The following is a 16,537-nucleotide window of genomic DNA, read 5'->3' on the forward strand; positions in this document are numbered from 1 at the left end:
ATCCAGGGAAGTTATCCACAGGCTGTGTGTAATGGCTAGAGATTCTTCCTCAGGAAGGCGATGTCGTCCGCCTGGCCCTCGGCCGGGGTCTCCACCACGATCGGCGCGCCCGCCGTCCGGCACACCTCCAGGATCAGCTCCGGATCGATCCGGCCCTTGCCCAGGTTGGCGTGGCGGTCGGCGCCGGTGCCGAAGTCGTCGCGCGAGTCGTTGCAGTGCACCAGGTCGATCCGGCCGGTGATGGCCTTGATCCGGTCGACGATGCCGGACAGGTCCTCGCCGCCGGCGTGCGCGTGGCAGGTGTCGAGGCAGAAGCCCACGTCGAAGCCGTCGAGGGCGTCCCAGAGCCGGGCGAGCCGCTCCAGGGTGCGGGCCATCGCGTTGTCGCCGCCCGCGGTGTTCTCGATCAGCACCGGGATGGGGCACTCCAGGCGCTCGAAGACCTTGCGCCAGTTGTCGAAGCCGGCCTGCGGATCGTCGCCGGCGTTGAGGTGGCCGCCGTGCACGATCAGGCCCTTGGCGCCGATGCTCGCCGCCGCCTCCAGATGCTGGGCGAGCAGCTTGCGGCTGGGGATCCTGATGCGGTTGTTGGTCGAGGCCACGTTCACCAGGTAGGGGGCGTGGATGAAGATGTCGACGCCCTCGACCGGCTCGGCGGGCAACTCCGGCTTCTTGTAGCCCTGTGGGTTGCCGAGGAAGAACTGCACCACCTCGGCGCCGATCGCCGCGGCGTGGGCGGCGGGGTCGTCCTGGCCGACGTGAGCTCCGATGCGCACCATGCCAGGAGCCTATCCGTTTGCCGGACCCGCTCCCGGGAAGTCGCCTTGCACCCCCTACACGAGGAGAACGATATGAGCCGCTGGCGCCTGCGCTCCTTAATCATTCTGATCTACGTGGTCATCGGCCTGTACGTGGCCTGGGTGTACGACTACATCACGCCGGCGCTTCTCAAGGACGTCGCCGAGGCGCTGATCGCGGTCTTCCTCTGGTTCCTGATCCTGCTCGGTGTGGACCTGCACATCGGCGGTTGACCGACGAGCCGGACGGCCCCGGGACAGCCGGGGCCGTCAGTGTCACGGCAAGCCGGTGTCACGGCAGGAAGCCGCCCCTGGCGATGCCGAGGGCGACACCCACGAACGACGCGACGATGCCGATGATGTTGAGTGAGCGCTGTGGTGTGGTGGCCGAGATGTACTGGGAGTAGAGCCCGAGGCCGAAGCCGAGCGTGCCGAACCAGGACGAGACCACGTGACCGCCGGGGAAGAAGGTCCCCACGAAGGAGACCAGTCCGCAGATCAGCGTGCTGACCGCGAGGATGTTCTCGACCGGATGAGTTCGGCCGTCGGTGTTGAGTGTGAGCCTGAACCGCTCGTTCTGTGCGGGTTGGAGCAGGTGCGGCACAGCGGATGCACCCCCTTGGTTTCCTAGATGCCTTCCCACCTTTGCGCGACTGGTAACCTGGACATGCTGCGTTGTGATGGGTGACCCGTCACCCCGAGGGGCCGAAATGGGCGCCCCGGGATCTGCGCAGCGTCCTCCTGTCACGGCAGAGTGTCGTGACCGCAAAAGTCCAGAGGAGGTTGGAGTCCCGCATGCGTCGTTACGAAGTAATGGTCATTTTGGACCCTTCGCTCGATGAGCGCACCGTGTCCCCGTCCCTCGACCAGTTCCTCACCGTCGTCCGCAATGACGGCGGCACCGTGGAGAAGGTCGACGTCTGGGGCCGTCGTCGTCTTGCCTACGACATCGACAAGAAGTCCGAAGGCATCTACGCCGTCATCGACCTGTCCGCGGAGCCCGCGACGGTCAAGGAGCTCGACCGGCAGATGAACCTCAACGAGGGCATCCTGCGCACCAAGGTCCTGCGTCCCGACGTGCACTAAGCAGCTCGTTGCCCGGCTTTTTGTCGGGCGGCGGCCGTACTCTGAGCCGTAACCGAAGACGAAGCGTGCAGGAAGGCGAGCGCTAGCCATGGCAGCAGGCGACACCGTAATCACCATCGTCGGCAACCTTGTCGACGACCCGGAGCTGCGTTTCACCCCGACGGGGCAAGCGGTGGCTCGATTCCGCATCGCGTCCACTCCGCGGTTCATGGATCGTCAGACCAACGAGTGGAAGGACGGCGAAAGCCTCTTCCTGACCTGCAACGTGTGGCGGCAGGCGGCCGAGAACGCCGCCGAGAGCCTCCAGCGCGGCATGCGGGTCATCGTTCAGGGGCGGCTCAAGCAGCGGTCTTACGAGACCAAGGAAGGCGAGAAGCGCACCGTCTACGAGGTCGAGGTCGACGAGGTCGGCCCGTCTCTGCGCAACGCCACGGCCAAGGTCAACCGCACCTCCCGTCAGGGTGGTGGCGGCGGTGGCGGCGGCTTCGGCGGCGGCCCGGCCGACGACCCGTGGGCCTCTGCCACGCCTGCCTCGCCCCAGGGGGGCGGCGGCTTCGGCGGCGGCGGTGGCGGTTTCCAGGGCGGCGGCGGCCAGCAGCAGCAGGGCGGATCCTCGTCCGGCGGCTTCGGCGGCGGCGGCGATTTCAGCGACGAACCGCCTTTCTAACCGGAAAGATCCGCGAAGCGGCACTTTTCGATCCAGCCTGTCCACCTCGGCCCATTCCCGCTTGACGGCGGGGCTCTGAAAGGAGCACCACGATGGCAAAGCCGGCACTGCGCAAGCCGAAGAAAAAGGTTTGCCTGTTCTGCCACGACAAGATCTCCTACGTCGACTACAAGGACACCGCGCTGCTGCGGAAGTTCATCTCCGACCGCGGAAAGATCCGTGCGCGTCGGGTGACGGGCAACTGCACCCAGCACCAGCGCGACGTGGCGACCGCGATCAAGAATGCCCGTGAGGTGGCGCTGCTGCCCTACACGAGCACCGCGCGCTAAGGAGGCCTGTCGATATGAAGCTCATCCTCACCAACGAGGTCTCCGGCCTCGGCACCCCTGGCGACGTCGTAGAGGTCAAGGACGGTTTCGGCCGTAACTACCTCATCCCGCGCGGCTACGCCATGCGCTGGACGCGTGGCGCCGAGAAGCAGATCGAGTCCATCAAGAAGGCTCGTGACGCCCGCGAGATCCGCGACCTGGGCACGGCCAAGGAGGTCGCCGGCCAGATCGGCGCGCTCCGCGTCCGGCTGACCACCCGCGCGGGCGACTCCGGCCGCCTGTTCGGCTCGATCACCACGGGCGACATCGCCGAGGCCGTCAAGGCCGCCGGCGGTCCGGTCCTCGACCGCCGCCGCATCGAGATCGTCAACCCGATCAAGAGCGTCGGCTCGCACAAGGTGACCGTCAAGCTGCACCCCGAGGTCTCGGCGTCCGTGGACGTCGAGGTCGTCGCCGGCTGACGATTTCCCGGCTTCGCCGCGGCCCTTCTCCCCGCTGACGGGAGGAGGGCCGCTGCTTGTTACCCGCAGGTCGCAGCGCAGGTCGGGCAGCGTAGAATCTCGTCAGTTCTTCCCCACTTTTCCCCCCTGGAGGCTCAGCCATGGCCCGTCCCTCGATGCTGCTCGCGCTCGGCGCGCTCGCGGCGGCGGCCGTCGCGTGTGCGCCCGCCGACAACACGGCGAGCACGTCGCCCGCCCCGACGACGTCCACCGCCTGCACCAAGGAGCAGCTCAAGCTGATCACTCCGGGGAAGCTGACGATCGGCACGGACAAGCCGGCCTTCGAGCCGTGGTTCAAGAACGACGACCCGGCCAGTGGCCAGGGCTTCGAGAGCGCGGTGGCCTACGCGGTGGCGGGGGAGCTCGGCTTCGACCGCAGCGAGGTGCAGTGGAACACGGTCAAGTTCGACGCGGCCTACGCGCCCGGCCCCAAGCAGTTCGACTTCGACATCAACCAGGTCTCCATCACCCCTGACCGGGCCAAGGCCGTCGACTTCAGCCACGGCTACTACACCGCCAAGCAGGCCGTCGTGGCTCTGGACGGCAGCAAGGTCACCTCCGCCACGTCGCTGGCCGAGCTCAAGGGCGCCAAGATCGGCGTGCAGGTCGGCACCACCGCGCTCAACGCCGTACGCGAGGTGATCAAGCCCGACAAGGACCCGAACGTCTACAACGAGCAGATCGACAGCATCAGCGCGCTGAAGAACAAGCAGATCGACGCGCTGGTCCTGGACCTGCCGACGGCGTTCTACGTCACGGCCGCGCAGGTCGACGACTCCAAGATCGTCGGTCAGTTCAGCGCGACCGGTGGCACGCCCGAGGAGTTCGGCCTGGTCATGGAGCGGGCCAGCGCGCTCAAGCCGTGCGTCGACAAGGCCGTCGACGCCCTCAAGTCCAAGGGCGAGCTGGCCAAGATCGAGCAGCAGTGGCTGAGCGAGGCGGCGGGCGCGCCGGAGCTGAAGTGACCACCGGGCCCACCCGGGTCAAGAGCGAGCGGCAGCACGAGCGGGAGCGGATCCGCAGGTCCCAGGGCCGCCGCACGGCCTCGATCGCCACCGCCTCGACGTTCGTCTTCGTCGTCCTGGTCGTGTGGATCGTCACCAACGCGCCCGGCTGGCCCCGGGTGCGGGAGAAGTTCTTCGACGGGGAGATGTTCGTCAGGGCGCTGCCGGACGTGCTGGACGGCTTCCTGCTCAACATCAAGATGTTCTTGATCGCCGAGCCGCTGATCCTGCTGGTCGGTCTGCTGGTCGCGCTGGCGCGCAGCATCCGTACGCCTGCGTTCTTCCCGATCCGGGCGCTGGCCACGCTGTACGTCGACATCTTCCGCGGTGTGCCGACGCTCCTGGTCATCTACCTGATCGGTTTCGGGCTGCCCGCGCTCAACCTCCAGGGCGTCCCCACCGACCTGGCGACCCTGGGCATCATCGCGCTCACCCTGTCGTACGGCGCGTACGTGGCGGAGGTGTTCCGCTCCGGCATCGAGTCCATCCACCCGAGCCAGGTGGCCGCGGCCCGCTCGCTCGGCCTGAGCCACATCAAGACGATGCGGTTCGTGGTGCTGCCGCAGGCCACCCGCCGGGTGGTCCCGCCGCTGCTGAACGACTTCATCTCGCTGCAGAAGGACACCGCGCTGGTGGCCACCATCGGGCCGCTGGAGGCGCTCCGGCAGGCGCAGATCCACGCCGCGAACACCTTCAACTACACCCCCTACCTGGTCACGTCGTTGCTGTTCATCCTGCTGACGATCCCGATGGCCCGGTTCACCGATCACCTGGCCGCACGCACACGAAGGAGGCGGGGGGCATGAGCCTGCTGACCATCGAGGGGGTGTGGAAGGACTTCGGCGACCACAGCGTGCTGCGCGGCATCGATCTGGAGGTCCGCCCGCACGAGGTGGTGAGCCTGATCGGCGCGTCCGGGTCGGGCAAGTCGACGCTGCTGCGCTGCGTGAACCTGCTGGAGACGGTCGACGACGGGGCCATCCACCTCGACGGCCAGGAGATCACCGACCCGCGGGTCGACGTGGACGGCGTGCGCAAGCGGCTCGGCATGGTCTTCCAGGCGTTCAACCTGTTCCCGCACATGAGCGTGCTGGACAACATCACCCTGGCCCCCCGGCAGGTGCACAAGGTCGCCAGGGAGCGGGCCGAGGAGCACGCCATGGAGCTGCTCGGCAGGTTCGGGCTGGCGGACAAGGCCCGCGCCTATCCCGACCAGCTCTCCGGCGGGCAGCAGCAGCGGGTGGCCATCATCCGGGCCCTGGCCACCGGCCCCAGGCTGATGCTGCTGGACGAGGTCACCTCGGCGCTCGACCCCGAGCTGGTCACCGAGGTGATCGCGCTGATCAAGGAGCTCAAGGAGTCGGGCATGACGATGATCGTGACGACCCACGAGATGTCCATCTGCCGCGACATCTCCGACACGGTGTGCTTTCTCGACGACGGGGTCCTGCTGGAGAAGGGGCCGCCGGAGCAGATCTTCACCGAGCCGGAGCACGACCGCACCAGGAGCTTCCTGCGCAGCGTGCTCGGCTCGGGCCGCCTCTGACGCTGCAAGGCTCTGACGCTGCAAGGCTCTGACGCGCTGAACTAACGGCGGTGCCGGCCCCGGCCACCGACCTCCGGCGGGGGCCGTTCGTCCAGGGTGAGCAGGCTGTGCCGCCTGCCGTACACGAGATAGACCACCAGGCCGAAGCCCATCCACAGGGCGAACCACGCCCAGGTGAGCAGTTGCAGGTTCACCATGAGCCAGAGGGTCGCGACGAGCGAGGCGATGGGCAGCAGCGGCGAGAGCGGGACCCGGAAGCCCCGCTCCAGGCCCGGCATCGTCCGGCGCATCGCGATCACCCCGGCGGCCACGAACAGGAACGCGAACAGCGTCCCCATCACCACGAGCTCCTGCATCGTGAGCACCGGCACGAACACCGCCAGCAGGATCGCGACCGCGCCGATCACCAGCGTCGCCCGCTGCGGCGTGTGGTAGGCGCGGCTGATCGCGCCCAGTCGCCGGGGGAGCAGCCCGTCGCGGGCCATCGAGAACACCACCCGCGTCTGGCCCACGATCAGCACCAGGATCACGGTGGTCAGGCCCAGCACCGCGCCGATGTCGATGACATGCCCCATCCAGTCCACGCCGACGTCCTGGAAGGCGCTGGACAGCGGCGCGTCCAGGGAGATGCTGGTGTACGGGATCATGCCGACCATGACCACGGCCACCGCGATGTAGATCACCGTGGCCACGACCAGGCTGCGGATCATGCCCTTCGGCACCACGGCCCGCGGGTTGACCGTCTCCTCGGCGGCGGTGGCGACGATGTCGAAGCCGATGTAGGCGAAGGCGATCACCGGCGCCGCCGCGAACACGCCGGTCCAGCCGAACGCCTGCCCCTGGCCGACGAAGAAGTCGAGCACGGTCGCCTTCGCGCCGGTGGCCGGCTGCGGCTCGGCGTAGAGGTCGCCGAAGTTGGATACGTCGATGTGCATGGCGCCGACGACGATGACGGCGCCGATGGCCAGCAGCTTGGCCGAGACCATGACCCACAGGGCGCGCAGGCCGATCCGGGCGCCGACCGCCACGACCCCGGTCAGCAGCACCAGGATCACCACCACGAGGACGGTGGCGACCACGTCGGGGTACGGCACCCGTACCCCGAAGTTGCTGATGGCGCCGACGGTGATCTGCGACCAGGCGCGGGCCACCACGGCGGCGGCGAGCTGGAGCTCCAGAATGAGCGCCCAGCCGATGATCCACGCCCACACCTCGCCGAAGATGACGTAGGCGAAGGTGTAGGCGCTGCCGGACCTCGGCATCGTGGACGACAGCTCGGCGTAACACAGGCAGGCGAGCAGGCAGGCGATGCCCGCGATCATGAACGACAGGATCACGCCCGGCCCGGCCGTGGTCTTGGCCTGCTGACCGGCGATGCTGAAGATGCCGGCGCCGATCATGACGCCGAGGCCGAGCACCACAAGGTCACCGGTGCGGTAGACCTGGGCCAGCGCGTGGCGGGCACTGGTGCGTAACTCTGTCGCCTCAGCAGGTGGCAGGCGTCGGGTGATGGAGGATCGCGTGCTAGTGGACAAGGACACACCCCGCTCATGGGACTCGCCCACACTGCCTCACCACTACGACAACAGCAAGCACGAGACGATTACGCCCCTGTTACCAGCCAGGCGGTGCCCGTGGCCCGTCGGCCCAGGGTGATGAGACGGGCGATCATCCACACGCCGAGCGCGCACCACAGCGCGACGATGCCGTGATCGGCGGCGAGGAAGGCGGCGGGCAGGTAGGCCAGCGTCGTCCACACGCCCGCCCACGCCAGATAGCGCTGGTCACCCGCGCCGATGAGCACGCCGTCGAGCACGAACACCACGCCGCAGATCGGCTGGAACAGCGCCACCGGCCAGAGCACCGCCAGCAGCTGCTCGGTGACCTGTGGATCGGCGTCGAACAGGCCGGGCAGCAGCGGCCGCACCGCCAGCACGACCAGGGTCAGCACCGCCCCCGACCACACCCCCCAGACGACCATCCGCCTGGTGGCTACCCTGGTCGCGACGGTGTCCCCGGCGCCCAGCGCCCGCCCGGTGATGGCCTGCCCGGCGATGGCGATGGCGTCCAGGGTGAAGGCGAGCATGGTCCAGATCTGGGTGGCGATGGCGTAGGCGGCCAGCTCCGCCTGCCCCATCCTGGTGGCGATCGTGATCGCGACCAGGAGCACGATCCGCAGGCAGACGGTCCGGATGAGCAGGGCGAAGCCGGCCGTGCCCGCCTGCTTGACCCCGGCCGGATCGGGTCTGAGCGGGGTACGCAGCCGCGCCGCCGCCCGCACCACCACGCCCACGTACACGGCGGCGCCGAGCGTCTGCGCGAGCACCGTCCCCCAGGCCGACCCCGCGATGCCCCAGCCGAGGCCGAGAACGAACCAGGCGTTCAGCGCCGCGTTGAGCGCGAAGGAGCCCACCGCCACCAGCAGCGGCGTGGCGGTGTCCTGCAGCCCGCGCAGCACCCCGGTGCCCGCCAGCACGACCAGCATCCCGGGCGCGCCCAGCAGGCTGATCCGCAGGTACGTCACCGCCTGCGCGGCCTGGTCGGGCGAGGCTCCGAACAGGTCCACGACGACCGGGGCGAGCGGCCAGCAGACCGCGATCAGCGCCGCGCCGATGGCCAGCGCCAGCCAGATGCCGTCCACGCCGCTGCGCATGGCCCGGTCGTGGTTGCCGGCCCCCGTCTGCCGGGCCACGGAGGCGGTCGTACCGTAGGCGAGGAACACGCACAGGTTCACCAGGGTCGCCAGGACCGCCCCGGCGACGCCGAGCGCGCCCACGGCGGTGGTGCCCAGCCCATGGCCGACGATGGCGTAGTCGGTGAGCAGGAAGAGCGGCTCGGCGACCAGCGCTCCGAACGCGGGCACGGCCAGCCGGAGTATCTCCCGGTCCTGGGTGGTAATGGGCATCAGTTCATTATGCCCCTTACTCGGCGTGGCGGTCCAACTTTCTTCCCTCCACAGCCGGTGGACATCGTTGTACCAGGTCAGAGCGGTTTCGGTGGATGTCTTTCATAGTTATCCCCAGGCTGGTCCACAGGCCTTTCACATCTTGGGCCCGTTCGTCCACAGGTTGGCCACAGAGTTATCCACAGGCTGCGTTGCCGTTGGCGCGGTGAGCCGAGAAACTGTCTCACCGGTCGACTACAAGTGGGGGTGGTGCGACCGCCTGCAAGCTGTTTGAGGGGGCGCGGTGAGCATTGACGACGAAGAGGTGGGCGCAGGCCCGGGTTTCGAGCGCACACCACCCAACAACATCGACGCGGAGCAGTCCGTGCTGGGCGGCATGCTGCTGTCCAAGGACGCGATCGCCGACGTGGTCGAGGTCCTGCGTTCCGACGACTTCTACCGGCCCGCCCATCAGATGATCTACGACGTCGTCACGGACCTCTACGGCCGGGGCGAGCCGGCCGACGCGGTCACGGTCTTCGACGAGCTGCAGAAGCGCGGCGAGATGGCCAGGGTAGGCGGCGCCGCCTACCTGCACACCCTGACGGCCGTGGTCCCGACGGCCGCCAACGCGGGCTACTACGCCAAGATCGTCCGGGAGCAGGCGATCCTCCGCCGCCTCATCGAGGCCGGCACCCGCATCGTCTCCTTCGGCTACGGCGGCCAGAACGAAGAGGTCGACGACCTGGTCGACCGCGCCCAGGCGGAGATCTACAAGGTCACCGAGCGCCGCACCACCGAGGACTACGCGGCGCTGGCCGACATCATGCCCGGCGCCCTGGACGAGCTGGAGGCCATCGGCAGCCGCAGCGGCCAGATGGTCGGCGTCCCCACCGGCTTCCAGGACCTCGACCAGCTCACCAACGGCCTCCACCCGGGCCAGATGATCGTCGTGGCCGCCCGCCCTGCCATCGGCAAGGCACTGGCACTGGACACGCCACTTCCGACGCCGGCCGGGTGGACGACGATGGGCGAGGTGCAGGTCGGCGACCACCTCATCGGCGCCGACGGCAAGCCGACACGCGTCGTCGCGGCCACCGAGGTCATGCACGGCAGGCCCTGCTACGAGGTCGAGTTCAGCGACGGCACGGTCATCGTGGCCGACGCCCAGCACCAGTGGCGCACCACCACCCGAGCCGCCAGGAGGGCCGCTGACAGCCTGCGGTCAGCCCACCGGCCCGCCGACTCCATCCGACGCGTCAGGGACGCGCACCACGGCTCGCTCACCGCTCCCGGCCGGCGGATCGTTCACCGAGAGACCGTAGCCGCCGTCGGGCCGGAGTCCCTTCATACGGTGGCGAAGACAGTGGGGACGGTCGGCGTAGGCGGCCCGGTCCGCAGCCACGCATCGCACATGCCCGCCTGTCCCGCAGGAGCCCTGGACGCCGCTATGACGGCTCGGCACGGCGGTGTGGTGACCACGGAGGAGATCGCCGCCACGTTGCGATGCTCGGATCGGCGCCCCAATCATGCCGTCGCGGTTGCGGCTGCTTTCCAGCTCGATGACCAGGATCTCCCCCTCTCCGCTTACACGCTGGGGAGTCGGCTGGGTGACGGTGACAGTGCGTATGCGCGCGGCGGGCAGATTCCCGCCCGTTATCTGCGCGGCTCGGAGCGCCAGCGGCGCGAGCTGCTGGCAGGTCTGCTCGACTCCGATGGGTACATCCACGCGGACGGGCAGATCCAGTTCGCGGTGGCGAATCGGCGGCTCGCTCATGACGTGCAGGAGCTGGTTCTCAGCCTCGGTTGCAGAGCGACGATTCGCACCGAGTCGGTGCAGGGAGCCGCTACCCGCTACCTGATCGACTTCACTACGCCGGACAAGGTCTTCCGACTGCCCCGCAAGGCGGCCGGGCAGGTGGACAGGGCGCATCCGCCGACGCTGGTCCGCTACATCGTGGACGTGCGTCCGGTCCCGTCGCGTCCGGTCAGATGCGTCGAGGTGGACAACGCCGATCACATGTACCTGGCCGGTCGGACCTGCATCCCCACGCACAACAGCACCCTCGGCCTGGACTTCGCCCGGTCCGCGGCGATCAAGCATGGGATGACCACCGTCATCTTCTCCCTGGAAATGTCCCGTAACGAGATCACGATGCGTCTGCTGTCGGCCGAGGCCCGGGTGTCGCTGCAGTCGATGCGCTCGGGCATGATGGGCGACGACGACTGGACCCGGCTGGCGCGGCGGATGAGCGAGGTGGCCGAGGCGCCGCTGTTCATCGACGACTCGCCCAACATGTCGATGATGGAGATCAGGGCCAAGTGCCGGCGGCTCAAGCAGCGTAACGATCTGCGGTTCGTGATCATTGACTACCTCCAGCTGATGAGCTCGCCGAAGAAGACCGAGAGCCGCCAGAACGAGGTCTCGGAGATCTCCCGTGCCATCAAGCTGCTGGCCAAGGAGCTGGAGGTGCCGGTCATCGCGATCTCCCAGCTCAACCGTGGCCCTGAGCAGCGCACCGACAAACGCCCCATGGTCAGCGACCTGCGCGAATCGGGATCTATCGAGCAGGATGCGGACATGGTCATCCTTTTGCACCGTGAGGATGCGTACGAGCGCGAGTCCCCGCGTGCGGGTGAGGCGGACCTGATCGTGGCCAAGCACCGTAACGGCCCCACCGCGACGGTCACCGTGGCGTTCCAGGGCCACTACAGCCGCTTCGTCGACATGGCGCAGCACTAGGCGGGGGCCTACCGGCAGGCCTTGGCGCCTCGTTAAGACTTCCGGGAGTGCTCTACTGGTGAGTAGGAGCGAAGGGAGCAAGCCATGACCGTTCTCATCGCCTACGACGGCTCACCGGACGCTCGGGCCGCGGTCGAGGTCGCGGGGCGGATTCTCACCGGTCGGCCCGCCGTCGTCATCACCGTGTGGGAGCCACTGCTCGTGCGGATGCGCAGGTTTCCGCTGGGAGCCATCACCGTCGCGGAGGACACGGGGGAGGCGCGGGCTCAGGCGGAGCAGGTGGCCAAGGAGGGGGCCGAGCTGGCCGTCGCGGCGGGGCTCGCCGAGGTGACGGCCAGGGCGGTCGCGGACACCGAGTCGATCTGGCGGACGATCGTCGAGGTGGCGGACGAGCTCGACGTCACGCTGGTCGTGATGGGGTCACGTGGTCTGGCCGGGCTGCGCTCGATGCTCCTGGGCAGCGTCTCTGACCACGTGCTGCACCACATCCACCGGCCGATCCTGATCGTCCCGCCGGTCAAGGGCTAACGGCACCGGGGCGCGGGCGGGCGGACGTGGGTGTCGATGCGCCGGGCGCCCGGCCCTTCTTCGCCCAGCCGGTCATAGGGGTTGGCCAGCGCGCACCGGTCCAGCGACAGGCAGCCGCAGCCGATGCAGTCGGTGAGGTCGTCCCGCAGGCGCTGGAGCTGCTCGATGCGGTCGTCGAGCTCCCGGCGCCAGGCTCCGGACAGCCGCGCCCAGTCGTCGCGGGTGGGGGTGCGTTCCTCCGGCAGTTCGGCGAGGGCGTCCTTGATGGTCTTGAGCGGGATGCCGAGCCGCTGCGACAGCCGCACGAACGCCACCCTGCGCAGCGTGTCACGGCTGTAGCGGCGCTGGTTCCCGGCCGTGCGCCGGCTGGAGATCAGGCCCTTGGTCTCGTAGAAGTGCAGGGCGGACACGGCGACCCCGCTGCGCTCGGCGAGCTGGCCGACAGTCAGTTCCCGGGAGTTCCACGCCACGTTCGTCACATCCTCAAGGTTACTTGAGGATCACCGGCCGGAAATGGGTCAGCAGCCGCTCGCCGTCGAAGAAGTGCAGGGCGAAGGCGGGCGGCAGGTCGTAGTCGAGGGGAAAGCCGTCGGTCTCCACGTTGGTCAGACAGGTGGAGATGACGCCGGGGGCGATGACGAGCGGCACCCCGGCGAACGTGCTCGACACCGCGGTGTGCGCGTGGCCGGTGAACACGCCGGCCACGTGCGGGTGCCGGCGCACGACCGCCTCCAGCCGTTCCGGGGCGGCTAGTTTGATGCGGTCCACGTACGGAATGCCGAGGTCGATCGGCTGGTGGTGCATGCCCACGAAGGCGGGCACCCCGGGCCGCTCGGCGAGCACCCCGTCGAGCCAGGCCAGCGTCTCGTCCGCGAGATAACCGTGCGGTTCGCCGGGCACGCTGGAGTCGGCCAGCGCGATCGTGACCTCGTCGAGCCTGAGCACCTGGTTCGCGGGCCCGATCAGCTTCTCGAACGGCGGCACCGCGTCATGGTTGCCCGGGCAGACGATCAGCGGCACCTCGGCGCGCAGGAGATCGGCGGCGATCTCGTACTCCTCCACCAGCGCGTGGTCGGCGATGTCGCCGGTGACCACCACGGCGTCGAGCCGGAGCGTCGCGAGATGGCGCATGACACCCCGGGCGCGCTCCACACTCGCCTCGGAGCCGCCGATGTGGATGTCGCTCACGTGCGCGATAACCGTCATGTCGGCACCTTACGCCGTCGAACACCCGCGGGCTGCCCCCGCGGGTGTTCGACGACGTCCCCTCGCTGTGTCATTCCCACCGGAAGAGCTTGACGGCCAGCGCGCTGAACAGCGCCAGCCCGATCACGATCACGGCCAGGTGGGGGAGTTGGGGCAGCTCGCCCGCCCAGGTGTCGCGCATGGCGTTGACGAACGGCCCGACCACCGAGTAGTCGCTGACCGTGCGCAGCGTCTCCGGCATGATCTCGCGCGGGATCCACATGCCCGCCACGAACATCAGCGGGAACATCACGACCGACCCGATGCCGGGCGCGGACTTGCTGTTGGGCGCGACCGAGGCGATCACCAGCCCGATGGCGAGCATCGCGGCGGTACCGAGCAGGAACACCAGCAGGAACGCGACGAGGTTCGCGGGGATCTGCGACCCCAGCACCAGCCACCCGGACCCGATCACCAGCACCGCGGCGGCGAGGGCCACCATCAAGTTGATCAGCAGTTGCGCGCCGAGCAGCCGTGCCGGGGGCACCGGCGTCGTCGACATCCTGCGCAGCACGCCCCGCTCCCGGTAGGTGGTCAGCACGCTGGGCAGCACGGTGAAGGAGATCGTCAGCAGCGCCAGCAGGATCATCTGCGCGGGCAGCTGGGCGTCGATGAACCGCTGCCCGCCGAACGCGGGGTCAGGCTTCGACAGGTCCGGGATCTGCCCAAGGATCAGCAGCAACCCGACGGGCAACCCGATGCTGAAGGCCACGCCGGGCCAGTCACGCAGCAGCAGCTTGGCCTCGACGGCGAGGATCTTCTTCATGCCAGTTTCCTTCCGGTGAGCGCGAGGAACGCGTCGTCCAGCGAGGCCTGCTCGATGCGCAGGTCCCCGGGAACGATCTGCTTCTGGGCCAGGGCGAGGGTGACCACGTGCGCCAGGTTCCCGGTGCCGGTCACCGTCACCTGGTCGCCGCTGTGGCTGACGTCCGTCACACCGGGCAGTTCTGTCAGTACGGAGTCCGCCACGGGAGCCGACGGCCGGAACCGCACCCGCTGCTCGGCGCCCACCCGCGCGATCAGTCCGGCGGGTGAGTCAGTGGCGACGACCCGGCCGGCGTCGATGAGCGCGATCCGGTCGCAGAGCCGCTCGGCCTCCTCCATGAAGTGGGTGACGAGCACGATCGTCACGCCGGAGTCGCGGATGTTCTCGACCAGCTCCCAGGTGTCGCGCCTGGCCTGCGGGTCGAGCCCGGTGGTGAGCTCGTCGAGCACCGCGATGCGCGGCTTGCCGACCAGCGCGAGCGCGACGGACAGGCGCTGCCGCTGGCCGCCGGAGAGCTTGGCGAAGGCGGTGTCCCGCTTGCCGGACAGCCCGACCTGCTCCAGCAGCGCCCGCCAGTCGGCCGGTTCCGCGTAGAAGGAGGCGTACAGGTCCATCGCCTCCCAGACCTTGATCTTCTCCGGCAGCGCCGCGCTCTGCAGCTGGGCGCCCAGGACGCGGCGCAGCGCGTCGCGGTCCTTGGCCGGGTCGATGCCGGTGACCCGCACCGTGCCGCCGTCGGGCAGGCGCAGGCCGGACACGCATTCCACGGTGGTGGTCTTGCCCGCGCCGTTCGGCCCGAGGATGCCGAAGATCTCTCCGGCCCGCACCTCGAACGACACATCGTCCACCGCCACATGGTTGGGGTAGCGCTTGTGGAGGTTCTCGACCTCGATGACGTTCATGGCTTCGAGCCTAGGAACGGGCCTCACGTGGGGGAATCGTGCTGGTTGCCGGGCCAGGGTGTATCTAGGTGCAGTGCGCGCATCGCCCCGCGTAAAGCACACTGAAGGACATGTTGCGGAAGTTCGGTCATGTCCTGGCGCTGCTCGCGCTGCTCGTCGTCGAGCTGCTCGCGCTCGTCTCGTCGGTGGTCACGCTGCTGGCGACCTTCGGCCTGGGCATGGTCTTCCTCTTTCCGCCGCAGGTCCGGATGATCCGGTGGGTGACGAGGGTGACCAGGCGCATGGTGCACCTCTCCGCCGGGGTCACGATCGAGCCACCGTACTTACCTCAGCCGCCGCCTCCGCAGCCGCAGTCCGACGGTATGTACCGGTCGCACCGCACCCTGTACAAGACGCCGCGGATGCCGGCCTGGAACGACCGCTGGAAGTGGCTGCTCACCGACCCGGCGACCTGGCGCGACGGCCTCTGGCTGCTGCTGGACCCGCTGGTCAAGGTGCTGCTCGTGCCGTTGTTCATCCTGCTGCCCGGCCGCGGCCTGCGGGTGTACGCGGCCTGGTGCGAGGTGCTGCTCGCCGCGACCGCGGCCAGCCGCCTGGCCGGCCAGGTCAGCCACCTCAAAAAGGTACGCAACCTCGCCGTGGACACGCAGGCGGCCGAGATGCGCAGGATCGAGCGTGACCTGCATGACGGCACGCAGGCCAGACTGGTGGCGATCGGCATGACGATCGGCGCCGCCGAGGAGCTCATGACCACCGACGCCGCCGCGGCCAAGGCGCTGATGGCCAAGGCCAGGGAGGCGTCCGCGGAGACGCTGACGGAGCTGCGCCGCATCGTCCGCGGCATCCACCCGCCGGTGCTGGCCGAGCGCGGGCTAGCGGACGCGGTGCGGGCGCTGGCGATGGACAGCGCGCTGCGGGTGACGGTGGACGCGGACCTGCCTCACCGGCCGGAGGCCCCGGTGGAGGCGGCCGCCTACTTCGCGGTCAGCGAACTGCTGGCCAACGCCGCCCGGCACGGCGGGGCCAAGTCGGTGACGGTCGACATCAGCTGCAACGGCCCGAACCTGCGGATCACGGTGGCCGACGACGGCTGGGGAGGCGCCGACCCGACCCGGGGCAGCGGACTGGCCGGCATCGAGCGCAGGCTGGCGGCCTTCGACGGGGTGATGGCCATCAACAGCCCGCCCGGCGGCCCCACCACGGTCACCATGGAGCTGCCGCGGGTGCTGCCCGCGTACTGGGCCGGCGAGTTGCCCAAGCTGCCGCGCTGGAAGCTCGTCACGGTGCTGGCCCTGCACCTGACGGCCTGGTGTCCGCTGTTCCCGCAGGGAATCGTGGCCGCCATCTTCAAGCTCTTCGACGTCGACGAGGAGGCCTGGTTCCTCGCCCTGTACCTGCCGGAGCCCTGGCAGTGGCCGGCCATCGCCTTCATGATCGTGCTGGGCCTCACCATGTACATGACGGCCGTGACGTTGCCCGCGCTGCACGAGAAGAAGGAGGGAGCCGCTAGGTGCTAGGCGACCCCGAGCCCCCTATGGTG

Annotated in this window: 19 protein-coding genes; 11 read left to right on the plus strand and 8 right to left on the minus strand. The window is 69.0% G+C overall.

All coding sequences use genetic code 11. From position 1 onward, the window contains the following. Positions 1-35: 35 nt before the first annotated feature. Positions 36-779 carry a deoxyribonuclease IV gene (locus tag OHA68_RS13555; RefSeq protein ID WP_189137531.1) on the minus strand — a complete coding sequence of 248 codons (744 nt, stop codon included), beginning with the start codon at positions 777-779 and terminating at the stop codon, positions 36-38. A 72-nt stretch (positions 780-851) separates the two neighbouring features. Here OHA68_RS13555 and OHA68_RS13560 point away from each other — a divergent pair, with 72 nt between their 5' ends. Continuing rightward, positions 852-1,031 (plus strand): hypothetical protein, encoded by a 180-nt coding sequence (locus tag OHA68_RS13560; RefSeq protein WP_189137530.1) that lies wholly within the window; start codon positions 852-854, stop codon positions 1,029-1,031. Positions 1,032-1,089: 58 nt separating this feature from the next. Here the strand turns inward: OHA68_RS13560 and OHA68_RS13565 are convergent, their stop codons facing one another. After that, positions 1,090-1,401, minus strand: a complete 312-nt coding sequence (locus OHA68_RS13565; protein ID WP_225277147.1) for a hypothetical protein — start codon at positions 1,399-1,401, stop codon at positions 1,090-1,092. 191 nt (positions 1,402-1,592) lie between these two features. On the opposite strand from OHA68_RS13565, the gene rpsF reads away from it, so the two are divergent. The 7 genes from rpsF (at position 1,593) to OHA68_RS13600 (ending at position 5,929) form a co-directional block, all read left to right on the plus strand. Next, entirely contained in the window at positions 1,593-1,883 is a 291-nt protein-coding gene (gene rpsF / locus OHA68_RS13570) for a 30S ribosomal protein S6 (RefSeq protein WP_189137529.1), read from the plus strand. Positions 1,884-1,971: 88 nt separating this feature from the next. Beyond that, on the plus strand, positions 1,972-2,550 hold the full coding sequence (locus OHA68_RS13575) for a single-stranded DNA-binding protein (RefSeq protein WP_327107950.1): 579 nt from the start codon (positions 1,972-1,974) through the stop codon (positions 2,548-2,550). Positions 2,551-2,642: 92 nt separating this feature from the next. Continuing rightward, a complete protein-coding gene (rpsR, locus tag OHA68_RS13580; protein WP_020543048.1) occupies positions 2,643-2,879 on the plus strand; it encodes a 30S ribosomal protein S18 in 237 nt (78 codons plus the stop codon). Positions 2,880-2,893: 14 nt separating this feature from the next. After that, entirely contained in the window at positions 2,894-3,340 is a 447-nt protein-coding gene (rplI, locus tag OHA68_RS13585) for a 50S ribosomal protein L9 (RefSeq protein ID WP_327107951.1), read from the plus strand. 140 nt (positions 3,341-3,480) lie between these two features. Continuing rightward, complete coding sequence (locus tag OHA68_RS13590) at positions 3,481-4,344, plus strand: ABC transporter substrate-binding protein (RefSeq protein WP_327107952.1); 864 nt, start codon at positions 3,481-3,483, stop codon at positions 4,342-4,344. Then, positions 4,341-5,189, plus strand: coding sequence for an amino acid ABC transporter permease (locus tag OHA68_RS13595; RefSeq protein ID WP_327107953.1), 849 nt, complete (start codon positions 4,341-4,343; stop codon positions 5,187-5,189). Before OHA68_RS13590 ends, OHA68_RS13595 begins: the two co-directional genes overlap by 4 nt. Continuing rightward, positions 5,186-5,929 carry an amino acid ABC transporter ATP-binding protein gene (locus OHA68_RS13600; protein WP_327107954.1) on the plus strand — a complete coding sequence of 248 codons (744 nt, stop codon included), beginning with the start codon at positions 5,186-5,188 and terminating at the stop codon, positions 5,927-5,929. Before OHA68_RS13595 ends, OHA68_RS13600 begins: the two co-directional genes overlap by 4 nt. A gap of 41 nt (positions 5,930-5,970) precedes the next feature. On the opposite strand, the gene OHA68_RS13605 is transcribed toward OHA68_RS13600, so the two are convergent. Together OHA68_RS13605 and OHA68_RS13610 are read right to left on the minus strand one after the other, a co-directional pair. After that, positions 5,971-7,464, minus strand: a complete 1,494-nt coding sequence (locus OHA68_RS13605) for an APC family permease (protein WP_327107955.1) — start codon at positions 7,462-7,464, stop codon at positions 5,971-5,973. Between the two features lie 68 nt (positions 7,465-7,532). Then, the gene (locus OHA68_RS13610) at positions 7,533-8,834 is read right to left on the minus strand and encodes an MATE family efflux transporter (RefSeq protein ID WP_327107956.1); all 1,302 of its coding nucleotides are present in this window, start codon (positions 8,832-8,834) and stop codon (positions 7,533-7,535) included. 283 nt (positions 8,835-9,117) lie between these two features. Between OHA68_RS13610 and dnaB the strand changes: the two genes are divergently transcribed. Continuing rightward, positions 9,118-11,556: a replicative DNA helicase gene (dnaB, locus tag OHA68_RS13615; protein WP_327107957.1), complete on the plus strand. Its 2,439-nt coding sequence runs from the start codon at positions 9,118-9,120 to the stop codon at positions 11,554-11,556. An 84-nt stretch (positions 11,557-11,640) separates the two neighbouring features. Beyond that, positions 11,641-12,084 carry a universal stress protein gene (locus tag OHA68_RS13620; protein WP_189137520.1) on the plus strand — a complete coding sequence of 148 codons (444 nt, stop codon included), beginning with the start codon at positions 11,641-11,643 and terminating at the stop codon, positions 12,082-12,084. Here OHA68_RS13620 and soxR read toward each other — a convergent pair. From soxR to OHA68_RS13640, 4 genes are all read right to left on the minus strand, one after another. Further along, positions 12,081-12,563, minus strand: a complete 483-nt coding sequence (gene soxR, locus OHA68_RS13625; protein WP_327107958.1) for a redox-sensitive transcriptional activator SoxR — start codon at positions 12,561-12,563, stop codon at positions 12,081-12,083. The genes OHA68_RS13620 and soxR overlap by 4 nt on opposite strands. Before the next feature lie 10 nt (positions 12,564-12,573). Continuing rightward, complete coding sequence (locus OHA68_RS13630; protein ID WP_327107959.1) at positions 12,574-13,290, minus strand: metallophosphoesterase; 717 nt, start codon at positions 13,288-13,290, stop codon at positions 12,574-12,576. 70 nt (positions 13,291-13,360) lie between these two features. Next, positions 13,361-14,095 carry an ABC transporter permease gene (locus OHA68_RS13635; protein ID WP_327107960.1) on the minus strand — a complete coding sequence of 245 codons (735 nt, stop codon included), beginning with the start codon at positions 14,093-14,095 and terminating at the stop codon, positions 13,361-13,363. Next, positions 14,092-14,997 carry an ABC transporter ATP-binding protein gene (locus OHA68_RS13640; RefSeq protein ID WP_327107961.1) on the minus strand — a complete coding sequence of 302 codons (906 nt, stop codon included), beginning with the start codon at positions 14,995-14,997 and terminating at the stop codon, positions 14,092-14,094. Before OHA68_RS13640 ends, OHA68_RS13635 begins: the two co-directional genes overlap by 4 nt. A 110-nt stretch (positions 14,998-15,107) precedes the next feature. Here OHA68_RS13640 and OHA68_RS13645 point away from each other — a divergent pair, with 110 nt between their 5' ends. Next, positions 15,108-16,514, plus strand: a complete 1,407-nt coding sequence (locus tag OHA68_RS13645) for a sensor histidine kinase (protein ID WP_327107962.1) — start codon at positions 15,108-15,110, stop codon at positions 16,512-16,514. Positions 16,515-16,537: the final 23 nt, after the last annotated feature.

The sequence above is a fragment of the Nonomuraea glycinis genome (assembly GCF_035920485.1).
Classification (GTDB): domain Bacteria; phylum Actinomycetota; class Actinomycetes; order Streptosporangiales; family Streptosporangiaceae; genus Nonomuraea; species Nonomuraea glycinis.

Coding starts and splice junctions, on each gene's coding strand:
- OHA68_RS13555 (WP_189137531.1), bottom strand. CDS start 779: ATGGTGCGCATCGGAGCTCACGTCGGCCAGGACGACCCCGCCGCCCAC.
- OHA68_RS13560 (WP_189137530.1), top strand. CDS start 852: ATGAGCCGCTGGCGCCTGCGCTCCTTAATCATTCTGATCTACGTGGTC.
- rpsF (WP_189137529.1), top strand. CDS start 1,593: ATGCGTCGTTACGAAGTAATGGTCATTTTGGACCCTTCGCTCGATGAG.
- OHA68_RS13575 (WP_327107950.1), top strand. CDS start 1,972: ATGGCAGCAGGCGACACCGTAATCACCATCGTCGGCAACCTTGTCGAC.
- rpsR (WP_020543048.1), top strand. CDS start 2,643: ATGGCAAAGCCGGCACTGCGCAAGCCGAAGAAAAAGGTTTGCCTGTTC.
- rplI (WP_327107951.1), top strand. CDS start 2,894: ATGAAGCTCATCCTCACCAACGAGGTCTCCGGCCTCGGCACCCCTGGC.
- OHA68_RS13590 (WP_327107952.1), top strand. CDS start 3,481: ATGGCCCGTCCCTCGATGCTGCTCGCGCTCGGCGCGCTCGCGGCGGCG.
- OHA68_RS13600 (WP_327107954.1), top strand. CDS start 5,186: ATGAGCCTGCTGACCATCGAGGGGGTGTGGAAGGACTTCGGCGACCAC.
- OHA68_RS13610 (WP_327107956.1), bottom strand. CDS start 8,834: ATGCCCATTACCACCCAGGACCGGGAGATACTCCGGCTGGCCGTGCCC.
- OHA68_RS13620 (WP_189137520.1), top strand. CDS start 11,641: ATGACCGTTCTCATCGCCTACGACGGCTCACCGGACGCTCGGGCCGCG.
- OHA68_RS13630 (WP_327107959.1), bottom strand. CDS start 13,290: ATGACGGTTATCGCGCACGTGAGCGACATCCACATCGGCGGCTCCGAG.
- OHA68_RS13635 (WP_327107960.1), bottom strand. CDS start 14,095: ATGAAGAAGATCCTCGCCGTCGAGGCCAAGCTGCTGCTGCGTGACTGG.
- OHA68_RS13640 (WP_327107961.1), bottom strand. CDS start 14,997: ATGAACGTCATCGAGGTCGAGAACCTCCACAAGCGCTACCCCAACCAT.
- OHA68_RS13645 (WP_327107962.1), top strand. CDS start 15,108: ATGTTGCGGAAGTTCGGTCATGTCCTGGCGCTGCTCGCGCTGCTCGTC.